Source organism: Novosphingobium sp. PY1, from assembly GCF_017312445.1.
In the GTDB taxonomy this organism is placed as follows: Bacteria; Pseudomonadota; Alphaproteobacteria; order Sphingomonadales; family Sphingomonadaceae; genus Novosphingobium.
Window position 1 is genome coordinate 245,798 of the sequence record NZ_BLTI01000016.1, and the last position, 14,616, is coordinate 260,413.

The window sequence follows — 14,616 nt, forward strand, 5'->3', positions numbered from 1 at the left end:
GTGCGACCCGTCACACGCAGGGGGGCATCGACATGCATCACCCGGCTTTCCATCATTCCTGGAATGTGCAGACTTGAGACATTGGAGGACCACCTGATGAGCGCAGAGCCGGAGGAACAACCAAACACTGACCTTGCAAGGTTCGTCGAACGCTTGCGGGAACCAGGCACATCCTTCATCTCGCCGAAGCGCGTGTCCAAGGTTTTTTGGCGTTGAGTTGGCAGGTCTGGCCGTCCTCGCAGGTCTCGATGGCGAAACCTTGGGGAACTCGGGTTCCGAACGCCTGCAGAACAGGCTGTGCGAAATGGTGCGGGTGATTTCGGCGGTCGCGACGCTGACCGGCGATGTGTCGAAGGCTATCTGCTGGTATCGCAATGAGCCGATTGCCGATTACGATCACAAGACAGCCGCCGAACTGGTCGCTGCGGAGCATACCGATGCGGTGATGGCGCATTTGCACGATCTGGAGAATGACGCGAGCGGGTGACGATCAGCCCGCTCGGGCGACATTGATGATCGTCGCGAACCCAGGATTGGAGAAGCTCCATGCACAATGCCGATACCGGCTGCACGCTATCGCCGCGCCGGGCAGAACTCACAAATTTTGATCGGGCTTATAATGTTGCCCTCCGCGCGCGCCAGCAAACGGGTCTGCGCCAGTTCATCGTCAGGACCGGCAATCCATTTCAACCGATCCGCACAAGCTGTCTGGCGCCTGGAAATGATGAGATCATTCTCGCACTTGTTGCATGAAGGGCGGCCATTCGCCGCGCCTGCTGCCGTCAAGCGTTGTCGCGCCGAGCTTTGATTTTTGATGCATGACAGGATTTGCAAATTGTGGCATACATTATCATTCATGTCACAATATTGATCATTAGCCATATGGGCCTGTTCTATGACAATCCAGATTTCCATTACACCTAGTGGCAGGCTGAGCTTGCCCGCCGATATCCGCAAGCGGCTTGGCCTTGCAGGTGGCGGCTCGCTGATCGTCGAGGAAACCCCTGACGGCGTGATCCTGCGCACTGTCGCCCAGTCAGTCGCGCATGCGAGGGCGCTCGCCCGGAAATATACCGCTGACCGGCCTGATGCCTCGGTCGATGCGTTTCTCGCGAACCGGCGTGAAGACAGCGGGGCATGAGCGCATTCATTCTCGATGCGTCTGCACTCCTGGCCATGCTCCGGGAGGAGCCGGGCGGTGACAAGGTGGCCGAAGCGCTTGGCGATGCGCGCATGAGCGCGGTCAACTACGCGGAAGTCGTCAGTCACTTCATTCACAATGGTATGCCTCCACACGAAGTGGATGACATGCTGCATCCCTTGCCAATCGCCCTTGTCCCGGCTGATGCCGATACCGCACGGCTTGCGGGGCACTTGCGTGCCTTGACTGCTGACGCCGGGCTGTCCCTGGGCGACCGCTTTTGTCTCGCCCTGGCCTCGATCGAGAATGTGCCGGCCTGGACATCGGACCGACAGTGGAGCGCAGTTGCCGAAAAGGTCGGTGTTGAAGTGGTCGCCATTCGGTGAAGACCGATGGAACGGGCCGCCGACCCTATCGTCGAACCGCCAGCGATAGCCTTGGTTTGGCCAAGGAACAGGAAGCAACGCGTCAGGGGCGGCTCGATGCGCTTCGCGCCGAGATCGAGCATGGTGCTACCAGCGGTCCCGGCATTTCCGGCGATCAGGTATTCGCGAACGCCCGCAAGTGCATCGCCGGCATCGCCGCCGGCGCTACGAACAAATGATGGATCTGCACTTTTTGCCTGAGGCGGAAGCAGGCCGTATCCAGACCGTTGCCGTCATCGCTCGCGATCTCGGCAAGATATTTTCGTCCGGTTAGCCGCTTCCTTCTGCACCGCGACGCGCAAACACCAGGATAGCATCGGCCATATGTTAAGCCTTGATCATTGCGGAGGATCGCCGGACAGGGGGCGCATGGTCTTGCTGCGAATCAATTGCTGGACGTTTCGCGCTCGCTTCGGCGCGCACGGTGCGTCGCGCTCGAAAGCCATGGTTTGATGGCGTCACACCATCCTACCTATCGCCGTCTGACGGGCTTGCTGCGTCTCAACGGCCGCAGCGCCGTTCTCGAAACGGGCGATGGGGATTTGATCTTCCTCGTTTCCGAGGACGACCTTGCCCCATTCCATGACCAACAGGTTGTCGCCGAGGGCCAGATGGCCGGACCAGACCGCCTCGTGCTAACCTGGATTGCCCAAGCTACAGTCTGAACTTCAACGCTCACTGCATCTGTGGTGCGGTGATCCGGAACGCGACCGGATGGCCCTTCTATCCACGGGGCGCTGATCAGTTCCGTCTTCGCCGCGAACCGGTAGTGCGCTCAAGTTCGGCCGCGGAAACTTCGAGATCCACAGCAAGCTGGGTGAGGGCGCGTGCCGCGCCCAGCCGCATCATGCCGTCGCGATGCGCGCCTGAACACCCGCGCGCTGCGCGCTTGCGGGCAAGGTCCGCGACGGTGCGAAGCGTTTCCGAGTCCATCGCCCAAGAATACCCCTGAAATGAGGAGCCGGCCAGTCCGCCCAGGTTGGCGGACGGTGCGGCGCGCGATGCGAGGGCGTTGCGCCCGGCCACGCGGGGGTAAGGCCGCGAGGGCGGGACATAGAGGAGAGGAGGTTCGGAGAAAGTGTCGCGAAGAAATTGGTTCGAGAGCGACATCATCAAGGAGTGAAGATCATGAACATTGGAGAAATTCGCAACGTCAATGGCCGCCTTACCGGAGCCATCGCTACCCGCACCATCGACCTGCCGCGTATCGGTTTGCGCAAGGTCGAGAGCATGAGCGACCGCGCGCCTGCCTACGAGATCCTGGCGCTCAACGTCGCCCGGCGCTGGGTGCAGATCGGTGCGCTTTGGGAGGCCTTCTCGAAGAAGACCGGGGAAGCCTTCCTCGCCGGATCGGTCGATGATCCGGGCCTTCCCGAACCGCTGCCCGTCGCGCTCTTCCCGACCGAAGACGGCGGCTACACCATCGCCTGGCGGCGCGAGACGATGCGGTCCGAGTTCGCCGGAGGCTTTGGCGGGATGCAGCGCTCCTACGACGAGCGTGGACAGGAAGGCTTCGGCGGCAGCACCGCAGGCGCCGATGGCGCGCTGATGGGCGCGGGCGCCGATGAGGGCGACGAACCGCTGTTCTGATCCTGCACGAACAGCACCTCGTGAAGGCCGGGGGCGCAATCAGCGCCTCCGGCCTTTTCTTGTCCAGATCCCGAGATGTGAAAGGCACCCTGCCATGACCAGCACCAATCTCACGCGCAGCGTCGATCGCTTCGCCGACCTCAAGAGCCTCTATGCCGAGATGACCGCCACTCCGGAATTCCAGGCTGCCTTCGGGGAGCCGCTTGCCGTTTCCATCACCCAGCCGGGCGAGGAACCGGGTGAACATGACATGCCCGAACCCTTCGCAGCGCAGGCCGAATGCGGCGGGGTGATCGCCGCGATCTTCGACCTTTTCACCGGCACCCGGCTCGAGCCGCTTGGCGCCGAAATCGCCTGGGGTTTCGTCAACAGCTTCCACTTCGTCGCCGGAAAACTTGAACGTCGCGAGGACGCCATCGCGCTCGAACTGGGTGATCTGGCGCGCCATCCTGACATGAGCGAGATCTACAACAACGAGCTCGAAGAAAAGCAGCTCCTGTGCCAGTCGCTGGCCGAGCAGCGCGCCGCGATCGAATGCATGCGCAACTATGCCGCCGAGATGTACCGCGTGCAGTCGGGCTGGCCATGGTCCCCGGCGCGCGGCAGCAAGGCTTCATCGGCCTCGTCCGCCAGCCAGATCGCGGCGCTGGACTTCCTGCGTGCCCGCGAACTGACCGCGCGCGAGAAGCACAGTCCCAGGGGACCAATCGTGGTGTTCTCTGGCCCCGCCCAATGGCACGACTGGGAAACACTGTGGGCACGGCTCGACGAGATCAAGGCGCGCGTACCGCACATGACATTGGTGACGACCGGACAGCGCAAGGGCGCCGATGCCATCGCGGCGGCCTGGGCAGCGCGTCCGGAGAACAGCGTGCCTCTGGTCGCCTACGGGCTCTATGGTTCGGGACGCAAGACGGCGTTTACCCGCAACCGCAAGCTTGCTGAATTGAAGCCGGTCGAAGCACTACTGTGCGAAGGATCGGGTCTTCAGGCGAATCTCTACCAGGTTCTGCGCGAGGCCAATGTTCCGATCCATGCCTTCCGCAAGGCGGACCAGATCGCTGACGCCGTTGTCCCACGCATGCTGGCGTGAGGCCAGCGTGATCATCCGGGGAAGGGCCATTGGCCCGCCCCATCATATTCCCATAACAGGAGGTTCGCATGGCAATCCCTGAACCCTATCGCCGCAATTTCGAAACCCTGCTTCGCGCAGCAGCCGATGGCAATCTTGCGCTTCTGGAGTGCAGGGATGCCCAGACCGGCGTTGCCCGCTATGTCGTAACGGCTGTGGGCCGCGACGGGGACGACTACGTCATGACGCCCTTCGGGCATCTCCAGGAAGGGAACCCTTTTGACGCCTACCTTCCGCCTGATCCGGGGTGATGGCGCACCTCCGACCGCGTGATAACGCCGCCGTGGACATAACTCGTCCGCGCGACTGAACTGGACAATTCGGGCTGGCCGCACTCCTCGCGCGCCAGCCCATTTTTGTGCTGCCGGGGAATTCACACTTTCCGCTGATCCGTCCGTCAAAGATGCAACCCTTGGCTGTCAAAAGCCCCGTCATGGGCATCGAGCCCATGCCAAGGCTCGGGCGTATGGGGCAGGCGTTGTGTATTATTCTCTCTTCCAACAAGTCCAAGTTTGGCACGGGGTCAGCCCCGGCCTCAAGGATCGACGGCCCCTCCAATTTGCTTCGCAAATCGGTTCCTCCGTCGCCCGCTTCGCGGCCGGGCTGCGCCCGGTCCTTGACCCCGGCGCTCGCAGCCCGTGCAGGAGGGAAAGCCTCTTTTCCTGAATTCAAGGAGGCTACGATGAACACCAAGCGCACCGTTCGCGACTTTTCAGAAATCGCCGATCTCATTGCTGCGGAAACCCTGACGCCGGCCGATGGCTTCTCTACCGCTTTCGAAACCAGCCTCGATGCGAGCCGGATGGGTGTCGCCGAAGACGAACTTACCTGTGACATGCCGGACGCCATGCAGGCCCAGCTCGCCACCGAAATGCTGGTCGCCACGCTCTTCGACGTGCTGCGCGATACCCGCATCGAAAGCCTCGCGCCGCGTCTCGCCTGGGGGATCGTCAACTCCTTCCACAAGGTGGCTGAACAGCTCGACGGCGAAGCCGACCGGGCGGCGATGAAGGTGCGCGATCTCGCTCGCGATGCCGACGGCAGCGAGGTGCTGATGAGTGAACTTGAGGAGGCGCAGGTGCTCTGCCAGTCCCTCGACGAAGCGCGCGAAGCGGTGGCCTACATGCGCGACCACGCAGCGGCAACCTACCTTGCCGAAAGCGGTCGTCCATGGTCTTCCCCGAGGGGATCGCTGGTCTCGTCCAAGCGCACCGCGTCAGTCATTGCCGCGCAGGACTTTCTCGCCGCGCGGCGGATGCGCAAGGCCGAGGCGCACGCCCCGCAAGGTCCGGTGGTGGTGTTCTCGGGAGGGCAGGTATGGGAGGATCACGCACTACTGACGGACGCGCTTGATGCGGTGAAGGCGCGCGTGCCGAACATGGTGTTGGCGACCACCGCACAGGACAAGGGCTGCGATGCCATCGCGGCGGCCTGGGCTGCGCGCAGTGGCACCATGCTCATCGCCTTCACGCTTGACCGGCGTCTCGGCAAGCGGGCGGGGTTTGCCCGCAACGAGCAGCTCCTGGGCCTGCGTCCGGTCGAAGCGATCGTCTGCGAGGGCTCCGGGCTGCAGTCGCATCTTGCCCGTGAGGTGAGGGCAAAGCGGATACCGGCGCACTTCTTCGCGCTGAAGGACCAGCGCACCAATCGGGCGGCGGCGTAGGCGGCAAGGAACGGGACCGGTCGGGCTTCGGCTCGGCCGGTCTCCTTCTTTTTGCCCGCGTGGAAATCGCCCCCGCTCAGGGACCCGAAGCCCTCCGGCTTCGCGCCCGTCGCGGGGCCGATGCGGAGCCACAAATGTGGCTCCGGCCTCCTGCGCGTGGCTACGCCATGCTCGTCGCTGGGCCATCCCTGCGGGATGACTTCGTATGGCGGAGAGTACTTCGCTGGGAGGAAGTGCTCACCTCCGGGAGAGCGCGAAGGGCAGTCACAGCAGCTGCGCCGCCACTCCGGATCGCGGCAGCAAGCAGGTCGTAAAATTCCCGTTCGGTGAGCTCCTCAACGGGGAGGCCGGTGACGATCTGGGCGTATTTGCCGCGCAGGGCGCGGCGGGTCTTTTCCACCTCTTCGGCCATCATGCGTTGGCGAGCTTCAAGGTCGGCGAGGCGTTCGCGGTCGGTCTTCTTGGGCATGTCCATCGATCCTTCGATGGTCTGCCCGCCGCCCCCTTTATCTGCCGCCCGAAGGCGGCCTGCAATCCCTGGACTGGGAGGTCATCGTGACTTCGAAGGTTCCCCTATGCGGCACCATGATCAGCCTGCCGGTGTCCCACCGGCGAAAGGACAAGGCCCCCTTCGGGGGAGCCGCGCCCCTTCCGGGACGTGGCGACGCAGCGAGAAATCGCTGCGCAAGGAAGGACGCACGGCCGTGGCCGTTATGTAATGCACCGTACGCACGGGTGCTGCGCCGGTTTCGCGCGCGTTTTGAAAGGCTTGCGAGGGATGCCGTGTCACCCACCGGACACGCGCAGCGGACTACGCGTCATACCGGATTTCCGGCGTGATCTGCCAACCTCTTGGAATCTCGGATTATTGCCCGGTATGACGCGTAGTCCAGTTGAATCTGTTGAGAAATCCGCCAGCTTCGGCTATGTAAGGCGCGCTTCATGACATCCTGACGCCGGGCTCCACAACGGAGCGACGGCATGCCCAGAATAAGCGTCCGGGTCGACGACACCCTGTACTCGCGCCTGCAGCGCCGCGCGTACGGGGCAAACCTCTCCCTTTCTGCATTCGTGCGGTCGGTCGTCACCGAAGCGGCCGATCCCAACGGGCGCTACATCTATTCCTCGCAGGACGAGGTGCTGGCGACCTCCATCCAGATTCTCACCTTGCTTGCGACTTCGATCGGCGCGCGCTCGCCGGAACTGCTGCAACGTGGAATGTCCGATGCGAGGGTGATCCTCGGCGAGCGGGGCCTTCTCGGACCGGAGCAGGACCAGTGAGTGGGGGACTATCGCCGCGCGGGCCGTCCTGTGCCGCGGGTACGAAGGAGGGGCGGCCGTGAGCATCTTTCGCAACGACACCCTGGGGAGCTGGACGCGCGGCGGCCAGTCAATCGTTCACAATGTCCGCATGACCACGCAGGTCTTCTTCCAGACCGTCCTGGCAAGTCTGGCGATCTGGGTGATGCTGACGGTGTGGTGGGTTCTGGAACATACCACAGACTATCAGCGCTACGTCCTGGTCAAGCTCATCGAGGCGGGCTTCAAGGTCGACGCCGCGCCCGGCGCGAACGATCCGGTCCTCTTCAGGACGCCCGCCGGCTACCAGTACTGGACCTCGGCCGACTGGTTGATGGCATCGCCGATCGCGGCCCGCACCCTCCACGTTTTCGAAGTCGAACTCATCCATGGAGCACTCGTGACGGGAGCGGTTTCTCTCGGAGTGCTTGCCTGCGCGTGGTTCGCCTTCACCCGTACCGGCAGAGGGCTGGGATCGAACGAATACCTGCGCGGCGCAAGGTTCGGGACGATCCGCCAGGTGCGCCGCGCATTGGCGACCTTCGAAAAGGGGAGCCTCAGGATCGGCGGAGTGCCGGTTCCCGATGCCTTCGAGCCGGAACATGTCCTCCTGTGCGGGGCGCCTGGCACCGGCAAGACCAACCTCATCGTCAAGATGCTGGAGGGCATCCGCAAGGAAGGCCGGCGCGCGATCGTCTACGATACCGCCGGGACATTCGTCGAAAAGTTCTACCGGCCGGGCAAGGACATCATCCTCAATCCGCTCGATGCGCGCACGGCCCGCTGGTCGCCCTGGGGCGACGTTCCGCGCGAGTACCACTACGACCAGATCGCGGAATCGACGATCCCCGACAAGGCGGGCGATCCCTTCTGGGCCAAGGCCGCGCGCGGGACGCTTGTCGCGGTCCTGAGGAAGCTCGCGCGCGAAGGCGAGATGCTGGTCTCGGTGCTCCTCGACCGGCTGCTTCGCTCCCGGCTCAAGGACCTTGCCGCCTTTGCTGCCGGCACCGATGCCGCCGCCTTCATCAGCCTCGAGGGCGAGCGGACCTCAGCCGGTATCCAGGCCGAACTCGCCTCGGTGATGCGCAGCTTCTCCTACCTCGACGATACCCGCACGGGGCTTTCGATCCGCGACTGGGTGAGCAACGAGGAGGGGGACAACTGGCTCTTCATCACCGTGAAGGCCGACCAGCTTGCCTCTCTGCGCCCGCTCATCACCGTCTGGCTCGACATTGCCATCTCGGCGATCATGAGCCTCGCGCCCGATCGCAGGCGGCGCCTCTATTGCGTCATCGACGAACTTCCGTCCTTGCAGAAGCTGCCTTCGCTTTCCGACTTCCTTGCCCGCGCGCGCAAGTATGGCGGCTGCGGCATCCTCGGCTTCCAGTCCTATCCCCAGCTCGAGGCGACGTACGGTATCCAGGATGCAGCGGCGATTACCGGCTATTGCTCGACCTGGGTGGCGCTGCGCGCGAACGATACCCCCACCGCGAGGCATGTTTCGGAAAATCTCGGCCAGGTCGAGCAGATCGAGGCCAACGAAGGCATGTCCTACGGCGTCAACGACATGCGCGACGGGGTCAACCTCTCGCGCATGCAGGTGACCCGCCCGCTCGTCATGCATACCGAGGTCACCAACCTCCCCAATCTGTCGGGCTACCTGCGCTTCGGGCGTGATCTGCCCGTGGTCCGGTTCAGGGACAAGTTCAACACCGTACCGACGATTGCCGAGGGCTTTGTGGAACGCGGTTGCCCGCCGGTGCGCGACAGCGACAGCGAGGCGATCATTGCCTCGTTTCGTGCCGAGGAGGAGACGGAAGAGCACTGCGAACCGGATGAGGCGCGTACCGCGCAGAAATCGCCGAAGAGGCCGGGCAAGCAGCGCCCATCGCCCGGAACGAACGGCGAGAATGACGCGCAGCCCGATCTTTTCGGGAAGGCGCCCCGGCCGGGTGGAGATGCTCCCGCAGATGCCGCCGCGCCGGGCGAACCCGCTCACGGCGAGAGCACTGAGGGCGCTGATCCGCGGTCGCCGCGGGAGGTCCGGGACTTCACGCTGGCACCGCGCCGCGGCCATCCGCGTATCGAGATCAATGTCTATGACCGCGCCGGTGGGCCTCATCGCAAGGCGCGCCCGGCATGATCCATCCCCGCCGCCTTACGGGCACATCGGGTAATATCGCGCGCTACTATACGGTGGGCGACTACTACACGAAGGGCGGCAGCGAACCGAGCGAATGGGGCGGCAAGCTCGCGCCCGAACTCGGGCTGGAAGGCAGGGTCGAGCCCCATGTCTTTACCGAACTGCTGGCCGGGCGCGTGGCCGGGCAGCAACTCGGGCGGCACCGCGCGAACGGAGAAATCCAGCACCATCCCGGGTGGGACTTTGCGGTCAATGCGCCCAAGTCGGTCTCGATCATGGCGCTGGTCGCGGGCGATCACCGGATCATCGAGGCGCACGAGCGCGCGGTGACGACGGCGCTCTCCTATCTGGAGGAACATGCCGCGCTGCGCCGGCGCGAGGATGGCGAGATCATCCACGAGACCACCGGGCGGCTGCTCTTCGCGCGCTTCACCGAGCACGCGAGCCGCGAACTCGACCCGCATCTGCACACCCACGTCGTCGTCCTCAATATGACCAGTCGCGAACCGGAAGCGCCGCTGGCGAGCCTCGAAACCCGGGCGATGTTCGCCGAGCAGATGGCTGCGGGCCAGGTCTATCGCAACGAGCTTGCCCGCGACCTTCGCGCGCAGGGCTTCGAGATCGAGTTCGATCCGCGCCGCGGCCTCTTCGAGATCGCCGGTGTCCCCAAAGACTTCATCCGCGACACCTCGCGGCGCTCCCGGCAGATCGATGCCCATGCACAGGAACACGGGCTGACAGGGCAGGCCGCGCGGCGCGCCTCCTTCTACGAAACGCGCGGCGCCAAGGCGAAAGCCGGGATCGAGGACCTGAAGGAGCAGTGGGCCGAGCGGTCCAGGCCCTATGCGAAGGATCTGGACGAACTTCGAGCCCGGGCAGCGGACCGGGACGGGGAGGGCCGCGAGACCGATCCTTTCGCTGCCAGGCGCGCGGCCCTCTTCGGGATCCGCCAGGCCGAAACCCGCGAGGCGGTCTCGAACCTCGGCTTACTCCATCGCCATGCGCTCGCAAGCCATGTCGGGGAGGTGCGCCTTTCCGATGTCCGTCCGCTGATCGGCGAACACGAGGCGCGGCGCAAGCTGCTTGCGGCGCGCGAGCCGACCGGGGACCGCACACTGCCCCGGGGGCGCACGACGCGGCGCAGTGCCCGGCTCGAGCAGACCTTGTCGCGCGAACTCGCGCTTGCGCTGGGCGATGCCAGGCCGATTGCTTCGTCCGATCGCCTGCTGGCACGGCTCGAACCCGCAGGGCTCAACCCGGCGCAGGAACAGGCGCTGGTCATGCTCGCATCGTCGCGCGACCGCGTCACGGGACTCCACGGCGTCGCCGGTGCAGGCAAATCGACCTTGATGCGCACGCTTGCCGAAGCGGCCGAACCGGGAACCCACTTTCTCGCTCTGGCGCCGACGTCCTCGGCCGCCGCCAATCTAGGCGACGGGGCCCGTGTGGAAGCGCGAACCGTCGCCAGCCTGCTGGCAGGCGGCGGGCACGGGATCACCGATACGCATGTCCTGCTGGTCGACGAGGCGGGGCAATTGGGGAACCGGCAGGCACAGCGTCTGCTCCAGATCAGCCGGGAGACGGGCGCCAGGCTCATCCTGCTCGGCGACAACCGGCAGACCGGCGCGATCGAGCAGGGCAAGCCGTTCTGGCTCCTTCAGCGCCTGGGGCTTCCGACGGCCGAGCTTACCGAATCGATGCGCCAGGAAACGCGAACGATGAAGGTCGCGGTGACCGAGGCGCGCGCCGGCAACTATGCTGCCTCGCTCGAAAGGCTCGACAAGGTGGTGAGCGGGCAAAGCGCGGAGCGCCTGGCGGGGGGGCTCGTCGAGGAATGGACCCGGCTCGGGCCAGAGACCCGCGAGACGACCAATATCCTCGTGCTCGAGAACAAAACCCGGCTTCTGGTCAACGCAAAGATCCGCGAGACCTTGAAGTCCGAGAGCGCGATCGCGGCCGACGATACCCGCCTGTCGGTGCTCACCCCCGCAGGCATGACCGCCCAGGAAAAGCGCTTCGCGCGCTTCTATGCTGGCGGGCAGGTCGTGATTTTTGCGCGCGATCTGGCTGGCCCCGGTATAGCCCGTGATATCGAGTACCGCGTCGTCGGCCTCGTCCAGGATGCCAATGGCCGCCAGCTTGTGAGGCTTGTCGACGAGAATGGCCGGATAATCCGTTGGGATCCGCGACTGGGGCAAGCGCGTCACGTCAACGTATTCCACCGTGAAGAGCGCGACCTTGCGCAAGGCGACCGCATCCAGTGGCGGCTCGTCAACCGCGAACTGGATATCAAGAACGCCGAGCGGGGCACGGTCGAAAAGCTCGACGGTAGCCTTGCCACCATCCGCTGGGACCGCGGGGAGCGCGTCCAGACCATCGACCTATCCCTGCACAAGACCTGGGACCATGGCTATGCCGAGACGGTCTATTCCGCGCAGTCGAAGACCTATGCGCGGGTCTATGTGCTGGCGCCGGTGAACTCGGCATTGGTCAATGGCCAGAACTACTACACCGCGATCACCCGCGCGCGCCTTGGCGTGAAGCTCTGGACCGAAAGTGAGAAGAAGCTGGTCGAGAAGCTGGAAGCGCGATCAGGGAAGAAGACTTCGGCGCTGGAGGGGCTGGGCAGGCTCGATCGCGATACCGCGCGGGCCCTTGCTGATCGTCATGCGGGACGCTTGGCACAGACACGAGAGGTGCAGCAACGCTTGCGACAGGACCGGCGCGACCAACTGCTGGAACGTCAGCTTGATCAGCGTCGCTCACCGCAGGGCCTGGGTGAGCATCTCGCAGAAAGCGCGCGCGGCATTGCGGAAATCATGGATCGTATCCTGAAATCGGCACTTGATCGCCGTGCCAGCTCCGGCCGCCGTCATGTTGAAGCGGGCAGGGGACATGCTTCGTCCACCGCCGATCATGATCGCCAGAAATCCAACGATCGATCCGGCTTCGACCGCTGATGCCATTGCTCAACCGTGAGGGAGTTCGTCCATGTTCGCCAATGTCCTTCGACCAACGCTATTCGGGCAGGTATCTCGTCTTTGGCTGCCGGCGTCGGCGCTCATGCTTATGGTGACACCGGCGCATGCCGCAATACGTAAGGCCGATGAGGCCCGTATTGCCGGTTGCATCCACGGCGCCGCAGCGGGCCGTCCCTGGCTTGAAAAGACCCTCTGGGGCCTGCGCGACCAGGAGGCGGGCTGGATCGGCGCCGAGGTTAGAAACACCAATGGCACGCACGATCTGGGCCCCTTGCAGATCAACACCTGGTGGGTGCCAAGGATCGCCGCACTCGTGGGCCGGCCAGCGCCTGAGGTTCGCCATTGGCTGCGCTTCGACGCCTGTTTCAATGTGGAAGCGGCACGCTGGATTTTTCTAGCCGCACTGAGCGACACTGGGGATTTCTGGAAGGCTGTCGGTGTCTACCATAGTCCCACAGGCTGGCGGCAGCGGCGCTATGCATTGAATGTTGCAAAGCGCCTGAAACGCCGGTTTGGCGAAAGTGCCTTCGCACCGGTGCTATCTGCACCCTGATTGCAATGGCTTCCAGACCAACTGGCGTTCCGGACCAGGAATGACCTGTTGGATGGTGTCGTCCATTCACCTCTCAGCCTGAGATCTGCAAGGTACGAGTTTGGGACCGTAAAAATGGTCTGCTTTGTGGCAAGGACTGGGACCTTGCGCTCGGTCAGCTTCGGAGCGTTCCCGATCGGATAGCTGACCTACCTGTCTCAGCGCATTGATGTCAGCTCCCGCCGACATGTACGAACATGACGTAATCGCGGAGGGTGCCGACTGAGGCACAATCACGGGATTACTGAAAGGTTGGTTGCCCTCCGATAGGATGAAGAACGGGCTCACGATTTTGGACCGGGCCCAGCATCATATGGAGGACAACCGTGGATCAGCATATCGGACTCGACGTTTCTCTAAAAGACACTTCGATATCGGTTCGTGAGAATGGCAAACGCGTTTGGCGCGGCAAGTGTGCATCTGATCCCAAGCTGCTTGCAGACTTGATCCGCAAGCGGGCACCCCGCGCAAAACGGGTGGTTTTCGAGACGGGGCCACTGGCTGTTTGGTTTTACCACGCTTTGACCGCGGAAGGTTTGCCTGCGATTTGCATAGATGCGCGTCATGCCAAGGCCGCGCTGGACATGGCTGCGAACAAGACGGACGCCAATGATGCTGATGGCTTGGCTCATTTGGCCGAAGTGGGCTTTTATCGGGAGGTTCGCGTCAAAGGCTTCGACAGCATGCTCATGAGGACGCTGATCTCTGCCCGGCGCCAGCTCATGAAGATGCGGGTGCAAATGTCGAACCAGATACGCGGGCTGCTGAAGACGTTCGGCCTTGTGGTTCCCAAGGGCGCCGGCAGCGCCTTTGAACGCAACGTCGTGGCTCTTCTGGAAGGCGAAGACAATCTGGCGCGTATCATCCTGCCGCTTCTTAAAGCCTGGAGTGACATTCGGCTTCGCGTGGCGGAGTTGACGAAGCAATTGGTCGTCATGGCGGGTGCAGACCAACGTTGCCGTTTGCTCACCTCGGTGCCTGGCGTGGGCACGGTCACTGCCACGGCCTTTGCGGCCGCGGTCGAGGATTCTATCAATTTCAAGAACTCGCGCGCCGTAGGCGCCTGGGTGGGGCTGACACCGAAGCGATATCAATCAGGCGAGGTTGATTATGAAGGCCACATCTCGCGGCGTGGCGACGCCAGGCTACGCACGCTGCTGTACGAGGCAGCGTCCGTGATCTTGAACAGGTCGTCTGAGACCAACGCGTTGCGAACGTGGGCATTGGCGCTGAAAGAGCGGTTGGGATTCAAACGGGCGGCCGTTGCATTGGCCCGCAAACTGGCAGTGATCATGCACTCAATGCTGAAAACGGGCGAACTGTTTGATCCGAATGCAGGAGCCGCCGTCCCCGCCTGATCCGCAGAACGCCAAAGCCATCATTCTCAATACATTCATCAGTTAGCGCCTCTCGGGGCGCGTAGAGCCGTCCCTGCCGGGACGCAGTTGAGATCATTCCGCGAAGCGGGAAGCAACTGCCTTTGCCGCGGATTGCGTCACGAACATAGGAAGATCTCGGCTACGGAACCCATCCTGCGGCGATCAAGATTGTGTCGACCGCGTAGACGACCCTGTTCCCGGCACACGCATGGCATCACGTTGAACGATTTGTGGATGGGGCTTGACGTAGGGGCGATTAGACGACCCGCTG

General features: G+C 63.6%; 17 protein-coding genes. 15 read left to right on the top strand and 2 right to left on the bottom strand.

Annotated features, from left to right (window positions below; all coding sequences use genetic code 11):
* The first annotated feature begins 217 nt into the window (after positions 1 to 217).
* The 6 genes from J3474_RS20795 (at position 218) to J3474_RS20820 (ending at position 2,231) form a co-directional block, all read left to right on the top strand.
* Positions 218 to 487: a hypothetical protein gene (locus J3474_RS20795; RefSeq protein ID WP_207095452.1), complete on the top strand. Its 270-nt coding sequence runs from the start codon at positions 218 to 220 to the stop codon at positions 485 to 487.
* 59 nt (positions 488 to 546) lie between these two features.
* Positions 547 to 753 (top strand): hypothetical protein, encoded by a 207-nt coding sequence (locus tag J3474_RS20800; RefSeq protein ID WP_067734561.1) that lies wholly within the window; start codon positions 547 to 549, stop codon positions 751 to 753.
* Between the two features lie 142 nt (positions 754 to 895).
* The gene (locus tag J3474_RS20805; RefSeq protein WP_039286629.1) at positions 896 to 1,141 is read left to right on the top strand and encodes an AbrB/MazE/SpoVT family DNA-binding domain-containing protein; all 246 of its coding nucleotides are present in this window, start codon (positions 896 to 898) and stop codon (positions 1,139 to 1,141) included.
* The gene (locus J3474_RS20810; RefSeq protein ID WP_207095453.1) at positions 1,138 to 1,527 is read left to right on the top strand and encodes a type II toxin-antitoxin system VapC family toxin; all 390 of its coding nucleotides are present in this window, start codon (positions 1,138 to 1,140) and stop codon (positions 1,525 to 1,527) included. Before J3474_RS20805 ends, J3474_RS20810 begins: the two co-directional genes overlap by 4 nt.
* Entirely contained in the window at positions 1,524 to 1,745 is a 222-nt protein-coding gene (locus J3474_RS20815) for a hypothetical protein (protein WP_207095454.1), read from the top strand. The genes J3474_RS20810 and J3474_RS20815 overlap by 4 nt, the downstream gene beginning before the upstream one ends.
* Positions 1,746 to 2,018: 273 nt before the next feature.
* Positions 2,019 to 2,231 (top strand): DUF5818 domain-containing protein, encoded by a 213-nt coding sequence (locus J3474_RS20820; protein WP_207095455.1) that lies wholly within the window; start codon positions 2,019 to 2,021, stop codon positions 2,229 to 2,231.
* A gap of 76 nt (positions 2,232 to 2,307) precedes the next feature.
* Here the strand turns inward: J3474_RS20820 and J3474_RS20825 are convergent, their stop codons facing one another.
* Complete coding sequence (locus J3474_RS20825; RefSeq protein ID WP_242528519.1) at positions 2,308 to 2,592, bottom strand: hypothetical protein; 285 nt, start codon at positions 2,590 to 2,592, stop codon at positions 2,308 to 2,310.
* Between the two features lie 102 nt (positions 2,593 to 2,694).
* On the opposite strand from J3474_RS20825, the gene J3474_RS20830 reads away from it, so the two are divergent.
* The 4 genes from J3474_RS20830 to J3474_RS20845 all read left to right on the top strand — a co-directional run bounded on the left by J3474_RS20830 (position 2,695) and on the right by J3474_RS20845 (position 5,951).
* On the top strand, positions 2,695 to 3,156 hold the full coding sequence (locus J3474_RS20830) for a DUF736 domain-containing protein (RefSeq protein ID WP_207095456.1): 462 nt from the start codon (positions 2,695 to 2,697) through the stop codon (positions 3,154 to 3,156).
* Positions 3,157 to 3,250: 94 nt separating this feature from the next.
* On the top strand, positions 3,251 to 4,249 hold the full coding sequence (locus tag J3474_RS20835; protein WP_207095457.1) for a DUF2493 domain-containing protein: 999 nt from the start codon (positions 3,251 to 3,253) through the stop codon (positions 4,247 to 4,249).
* Between the two features lie 68 nt (positions 4,250 to 4,317).
* On the top strand, positions 4,318 to 4,539 hold the full coding sequence (locus J3474_RS20840) for a DUF6117 family protein (protein WP_207095458.1): 222 nt from the start codon (positions 4,318 to 4,320) through the stop codon (positions 4,537 to 4,539).
* A gap of 431 nt (positions 4,540 to 4,970) precedes the next feature.
* Positions 4,971 to 5,951: a DUF2493 domain-containing protein gene (locus tag J3474_RS20845; protein ID WP_207095459.1), complete on the top strand. Its 981-nt coding sequence runs from the start codon at positions 4,971 to 4,973 to the stop codon at positions 5,949 to 5,951.
* Positions 5,952 to 6,111: 160 nt separating this feature from the next.
* Here the strand turns inward: J3474_RS20845 and J3474_RS20850 are convergent, their stop codons facing one another.
* Positions 6,112 to 6,420 (bottom strand): hypothetical protein, encoded by a 309-nt coding sequence (locus J3474_RS20850; RefSeq protein ID WP_242528520.1) that lies wholly within the window; start codon positions 6,418 to 6,420, stop codon positions 6,112 to 6,114.
* Between the two features lie 512 nt (positions 6,421 to 6,932).
* On the opposite strand from J3474_RS20850, the gene J3474_RS20855 reads away from it, so the two are divergent.
* From J3474_RS20855 to J3474_RS20875, 5 genes are all read left to right on the top strand, one after another.
* On the top strand, positions 6,933 to 7,232 hold the full coding sequence (locus J3474_RS20855; RefSeq protein WP_207095461.1) for a CopG family transcriptional regulator: 300 nt from the start codon (positions 6,933 to 6,935) through the stop codon (positions 7,230 to 7,232).
* A 58-nt stretch (positions 7,233 to 7,290) separates the two neighbouring features.
* Positions 7,291 to 9,393, top strand: coding sequence for a type IV secretion system DNA-binding domain-containing protein (locus J3474_RS20860; RefSeq protein ID WP_207095462.1), 2,103 nt, complete (start codon positions 7,291 to 7,293; stop codon positions 9,391 to 9,393).
* Entirely contained in the window at positions 9,390 to 12,353 is a 2,964-nt protein-coding gene (mobF, locus tag J3474_RS20865; RefSeq protein ID WP_207095463.1) for a MobF family relaxase, read from the top strand. The genes J3474_RS20860 and mobF overlap by 4 nt, the downstream gene beginning before the upstream one ends.
* Before the next feature lie 31 nt (positions 12,354 to 12,384).
* On the top strand, positions 12,385 to 12,927 hold the full coding sequence (locus J3474_RS20870) for a lytic transglycosylase domain-containing protein (RefSeq protein WP_308632992.1): 543 nt from the start codon (positions 12,385 to 12,387) through the stop codon (positions 12,925 to 12,927).
* A 365-nt stretch (positions 12,928 to 13,292) separates the two neighbouring features.
* Positions 13,293 to 14,324: an IS110 family transposase gene (locus tag J3474_RS20875; protein WP_207095464.1), complete on the top strand. Its 1,032-nt coding sequence runs from the start codon at positions 13,293 to 13,295 to the stop codon at positions 14,322 to 14,324.
* The last annotated feature ends 292 nt before the right edge of the window (positions 14,325 to 14,616 follow it).

What these genes read in the sequence shown, in the direction of transcription:
- J3474_RS20800 (WP_067734561.1), top strand. Translation starts at nt 547, where the DNA reads ATGCACAATGCCGATACCGGCTGCACGCTATCGCCGCGCCGGGCAGAA.
- J3474_RS20805 (WP_039286629.1), top strand. Translation starts at nt 896, where the DNA reads ATGACAATCCAGATTTCCATTACACCTAGTGGCAGGCTGAGCTTGCCC.
- J3474_RS20810 (WP_207095453.1), top strand. Translation starts at nt 1,138, where the DNA reads ATGAGCGCATTCATTCTCGATGCGTCTGCACTCCTGGCCATGCTCCGG.
- J3474_RS20820 (WP_207095455.1), top strand. Translation starts at nt 2,019, where the DNA reads ATGGCGTCACACCATCCTACCTATCGCCGTCTGACGGGCTTGCTGCGT.
- J3474_RS20830 (WP_207095456.1), top strand. Translation starts at nt 2,695, where the DNA reads ATGAACATTGGAGAAATTCGCAACGTCAATGGCCGCCTTACCGGAGCC.
- J3474_RS20835 (WP_207095457.1), top strand. Translation starts at nt 3,251, where the DNA reads ATGACCAGCACCAATCTCACGCGCAGCGTCGATCGCTTCGCCGACCTC.
- J3474_RS20840 (WP_207095458.1), top strand. Translation starts at nt 4,318, where the DNA reads ATGGCAATCCCTGAACCCTATCGCCGCAATTTCGAAACCCTGCTTCGC.
- J3474_RS20845 (WP_207095459.1), top strand. Translation starts at nt 4,971, where the DNA reads ATGAACACCAAGCGCACCGTTCGCGACTTTTCAGAAATCGCCGATCTC.
- J3474_RS20850 (WP_242528520.1), bottom strand. Translation starts at nt 6,420, where the DNA reads ATGCCCAAGAAGACCGACCGCGAACGCCTCGCCGACCTTGAAGCTCGC.
- J3474_RS20855 (WP_207095461.1), top strand. Translation starts at nt 6,933, where the DNA reads ATGCCCAGAATAAGCGTCCGGGTCGACGACACCCTGTACTCGCGCCTG.
- mobF (WP_207095463.1), top strand. Translation starts at nt 9,390, where the DNA reads ATGATCCATCCCCGCCGCCTTACGGGCACATCGGGTAATATCGCGCGC.
- J3474_RS20870 (WP_308632992.1), top strand. Translation starts at nt 12,385, where the DNA reads ATGTTCGCCAATGTCCTTCGACCAACGCTATTCGGGCAGGTATCTCGT.